The organism is Dendronalium phyllosphericum CENA369 (assembly GCF_016056275.1).
GTDB classification, from domain to species: Bacteria; Cyanobacteriota; Cyanobacteriia; order Cyanobacteriales; family Nostocaceae; genus Dendronalium; species Dendronalium phyllosphericum.
On record NZ_JAECZA010000209.1, the window covers coordinates 1 to 4,307 of the forward strand.

4 protein-coding genes and 2 pseudogenes are annotated in these 4,307 nt (G+C 43.7%); 2 read left to right on the top strand and 4 right to left on the bottom strand.

The genetic code is table 11. The features are described from left to right. Positions 1-258: pseudogene (locus I8752_RS22925) on the top strand (IS4 family transposase); the annotation flags it as partial. A gap of 24 nt (positions 259-282) precedes the next feature. Next, a complete protein-coding gene (locus I8752_RS22930; RefSeq protein ID WP_214434564.1) occupies positions 283-921 on the top strand; it encodes a hypothetical protein in 639 nt (212 codons plus the stop codon). A gap of 192 nt (positions 922-1,113) precedes the next feature. On the opposite strand, the gene I8752_RS22935 is transcribed toward I8752_RS22930, so the two are convergent. From I8752_RS22935 to I8752_RS37560, 4 genes and pseudogenes are all read right to left on the bottom strand, one after another. Continuing rightward, positions 1,114-1,704 carry a class I SAM-dependent DNA methyltransferase gene (locus I8752_RS22935; protein WP_214434565.1) on the bottom strand — a complete coding sequence of 197 codons (591 nt, stop codon included), beginning with the start codon at positions 1,702-1,704 and terminating at the stop codon, positions 1,114-1,116. Next, the gene (locus I8752_RS22940) at positions 1,701-2,450 is read right to left on the bottom strand and encodes a PIG-L deacetylase family protein (RefSeq protein WP_225895846.1); all 750 of its coding nucleotides are present in this window, start codon (positions 2,448-2,450) and stop codon (positions 1,701-1,703) included. Before I8752_RS22940 ends, I8752_RS22935 begins: the two co-directional genes overlap by 4 nt. Next, a complete protein-coding gene (locus I8752_RS22945; protein ID WP_318780886.1) occupies positions 2,440-3,678 on the bottom strand; it encodes an acyl-CoA dehydrogenase family protein in 1,239 nt (412 codons plus the stop codon). The genes I8752_RS22940 and I8752_RS22945 overlap by 11 nt, the downstream gene beginning before the upstream one ends. Positions 3,679-3,943: 265 nt before the next feature. Further along, a pseudogene (locus I8752_RS37560) lies at positions 3,944-4,147 on the bottom strand (IS1/IS1595 family N-terminal zinc-binding domain-containing protein); the annotation flags it as partial. Between the last annotated feature and the right edge of the window lie 160 nt (positions 4,148-4,307).

Consider the following 4,307-nt stretch of genomic DNA (forward strand, 5'->3'; position numbering starts at 1 on the left):
GCTATGACCAGTGCTTGGTTACATGGACAAAGGACTAAATTTCAAAAACTTGATTCCTATATTTGTCGTAGTCAAGAAAAAAATAGAAATGAGAAACGTCATAGTAATTTCTGGATAGGTTTATATGGTCAAAATTGGATAGTCGCTTGGCATGAGTGTCAAGCATGGGTCGAGGAACTGGTCGGTTTCAGTCGCAATAAGCAAGCATATTATCAGCGAGGTTTAAGGGCTATGAAGCTTATACAGCAAGCTCTTTAACTCGCTTGTCGCCCCTTGAAGAGTTTGGCAGTAACAGCAGAAATGTATGCACTGGCGGGAGGCTTACCACCAGTGCGGACTCCTGAAGATGTAGCTTTTTACCGTGCTTTGGTACGGGTAAATGCCCGTTTTCGCCATAGTTCTTTAGTGCGAGTAGTAACTTCGGCCAGACAAATTGGACGTACCAATATTGGTTTAGCAAATCAGCTGAATGAATGGATAGAAATGGGACGGCAACAACAACCATTTGTAGTCGAGCCAGCAGGGGCTATCGAAACTCGTTTTGTTGCCCGCCGCCAATTACGAGTGATGTGGTGGTGCGTTCTTAATGGCTATCAGCCAGATCGTAAGAGCGTCGTATGCTTGGCAGAGATGCTGGGAGTTTCAGCCCAATGGCTTTTAGAAAAATTGACCCAACCTTATACCTTTGGTCAGTTGTTTGAACAAGTCGAAGAACGCCAGCAGTCAGAACAAATTTGGGCTTCGCGCTGGAAATTTGTGGAAATTGAACAAGCAATTGGAGATTTGCGCTTGCGTCTTGAGAGTTTACGGCTCACTCGGAGCAAACTCCAAAGAAATTCGACCCCGGATGATTTGGAACCACCTAAAGAGCTTTATCCTACGAAAAGCCTACAAAATGGGAGTCTTAAACCCTCGATCTAAGCGCGTCACAGAACATCCCATCCCACAGATCGTTTTACCTCAGCAGAGGGCAGTTTTCCGTAAGCCTAAACTACTCTCTGCAATAACTGCCTTTTTTGGTAAAACTAAATATCAAAAAATAAGGCTCATTTTATAGAAGAGAACAGGACAAGAGGATTTGGGGATAATTCCCCTTGTCTGTTTCTTCAATTTTCAAACTCGCTCGAATAAATCAAGTCGATATTCTTCATCCCGTTGACCTTTTAAATGCCGTAGTTTATTTGGGGCCAACTCAAAAAATGAGTCATGAACTTCATCCCCACTTAATGGATAATCACGGGCATAGAGTGTCCAATGAACTAAAAGTAGATGCCCTCCAGGTTCCAGGTGTTCCAGAATGTACTGTTGGGATTTTTTCAAGTCTTCCCAGCACCAGTAATAGCCAACTTCCGAGACTAGGGTCAAATCAAACATCTCATCAGGATATTGCTCTGGAACACGCATAATCTGGAACTTGATATTGGAGAGATGCTGACAGCGCTCTTTTGCTCTATCCTGCGCCAGTTTTGAGACATCAACTGAGAGCAATGAGTCACAATGTTCTTGCAGTTTTTCAGTTAAAACGCCAATGGAACCACCGATTTCAAAGGCAGACCGATAGCGCTCTTTGGGTAAAGCTGCTATTGTGGCAGCATATTTGTTAGCTTCGTAAACACTTGTCTCAAACTTCCACGGGTCAGGATTTTCGCTGTAGAGTTTATCAAAGTAGCTGGGTGGTAGGGAATTAGATTGTAACGGGTTCATCGATTTTCCTCTATATAAACTTCCCAAGGATGAGTAAAATTTGCTAACATTTCGGGAGTTAGGCGAAAGCCTTCTGGATCGTCATCAATTAAGTCTGTAGTTTGGGAACGATAAGCAGCGATCGCTTGCTGTTTCAACTCCACCACTGCGCTAATATTCAATCGCCAAGTTGTCACCTCAAGAGGTACTGGCAGACTCTCTCGTTGGTCAAAGTCCCAATCCCAAATCGGATACTCAATCAATCGGGGGGATAAGGGCAAATCATCCAGCACTGTGTGAATTAACTTCCACGTCGCTCGGTGGTCTGTATGAGGGTCATATCGCCAGGGTAAAAAGATAATTTGTGGGGCGATTTCTGTAATGTAAGCACGACAACTAGCTACTGCACTTTGATACTGTATTGAAATTGACCCATCCTGCATTCTACAAAAGATGACATCATTCACCTCTACACCCAGCAATTTTAATGCTGATAGCGTTTCTGCTTCCCGCAGAGCTAGGAGTCTAGCTGCGGGATATTTCTGGGAACGAGGGTGTGAAAGAGTACCATCACTAATGACTAACACTTGCACATGACAATTTAAAGACCGTAATAGAGCGATCGCACCTCCACAACCTAATGTCTCATCATCAGGATGGGGGGCAACAATCAGTACCGGGCTACAAGCGATCTCGTTAACTGAATGCCAGGGCAAAACATTAGGATTGTCTAGTGGTAATGCAATCAAGCCAAATTCATTCATCATTCCAAAGTATTGAAGCCGGATTACTTTCATGCAAGACATATTGCCCGACATTTGCCAAGGCTGCATCAAAAGCAGGTTGACGCAGATATAGAGTCAAATCTCGGATAATTCGTTCCATCGGATTTGGTGGTAGTAAGCCGCGAGTTCCCACAGAACGTTGACACAAATGCATCACATCAATGCAAATTTGCTCAATTGCTGTTCTGACCATGTTGGCATAAGCGACGAGTTGGTTTGCTTGCGGGTGAACAACAGTGGGATCGCCACCAAACACTGGTGCATAAGCTGCTACTCGATCCGCAGCCCCCCGCAGCCAGAGATTACCACTTTCAATGGCGATCACCATTCTGCCAAGCCGTTCCTGTTGATATGGATCGTTTGTATATTCCAACTTTTGTAGATACTGACGAGTTAGGTTAAACAGTGCTTCTGCTCCACCTAGTTGCACAGCAGCAAACCGAATTACCCCAACAGATAACCAAGGCTGTCGATAGTAATCTCCTGGCTGGCCGATTAAATAGCTCCGATCCAACTCGACACCGCTAAAATCCACTTTGTAACTAGCAGTAGCTCGCATCCCAGAAGGTTGCCACCAAGCGGGATCGCTAACTGTTGTCACTTCGTCCATTGGCACAATGCACATTTGCCAACCGCCCTCTGGCAATACTCCATTCACGAAAGGACGTTCAACATAGCCAGTACCACTACAAAACGTTTTAGAACCTTCCAGCCGATAACGCCCATTCTCACAAGGAATTATCTTCACACCATCAGAGGCTTCAGCATTCCAAACGCCAAATATTTTCTGGCGATCGCGGGCATCATCAGCGCAGCTTGCGATCTGTTCTATGGAACCAAAGGTCTGAATCAGTTGTAGGGCGTTGATATGTCCTTCATAAATTCGCCCAACTGCCAGATTGCCATGCCCTATCTGCTTTAATAGCATTAAAAGCTCGTAGGTAACATTAGCATCAATTCCTGCACCCCATCCGCCTAATTCTTTCGCTAATGGTGCAGCCAATAACCCAGCCTTAGCAATTAGCTCAAACTCTTGCTTGGGAAAAGCAGTATTGCAATCAATTGCAGTGGCATTGTTTAAACAATAATCGGCAATTTCTGCGGCACGTTTGAGATCCAGAGCAATGTTGGAACTATGCCATTTTGGGATGACGACATTCTTTAATAATTGGATGCTAATAGCCGACTCCTTTTTGTAATATTTCTTTATATCTTGTTAATAATAATTAAATTAAATCGGTTAGCATCTCTATCTTTTGTATGATTCTATACTCACCAAAAAGGGAGATTTAGGACAATGGAGTACACTTTCATTTGAGATGCGATTTGCTGTTAATTTTCTTCATTCTCCCACATTAGACATCTCCGAAAAACGGAAGATAAACGGGGCATGGAAGGGCAAAAGTATCGGCTCAATTCCACCTGGTGCCGTCCCAATGATTCGTTTAATGCAACAGCAGGGGGCAACTAGGGAAGATATTATCGCTTTTATCAAAAAAGCGAAAACCAATACCATTTACATACATGGTTAGACATTGTTGTTTAATTTCGTCGTTGTATCCACGTTTTGAATATGATTCTATAAATTGGCGATCGCAATCGACACAGATGTAATTCTGTTTACCACGACGATGCCCGTTCTTACAGTTATGGCTGGATGCACAATATGGACAGTTCATCCCTTAATTATGCAACGCCGCGGATTGATAGCCATTCAGTTTTAGATCCGAAACACCCAGCTTTTGGGAGTATCGACCATCTCAACGAAATTCTCACTCACTATGATTTAGTGATAGCCTCACCCAGCCTAGAAACTGGTGTGTCTATTGATATCAAAGG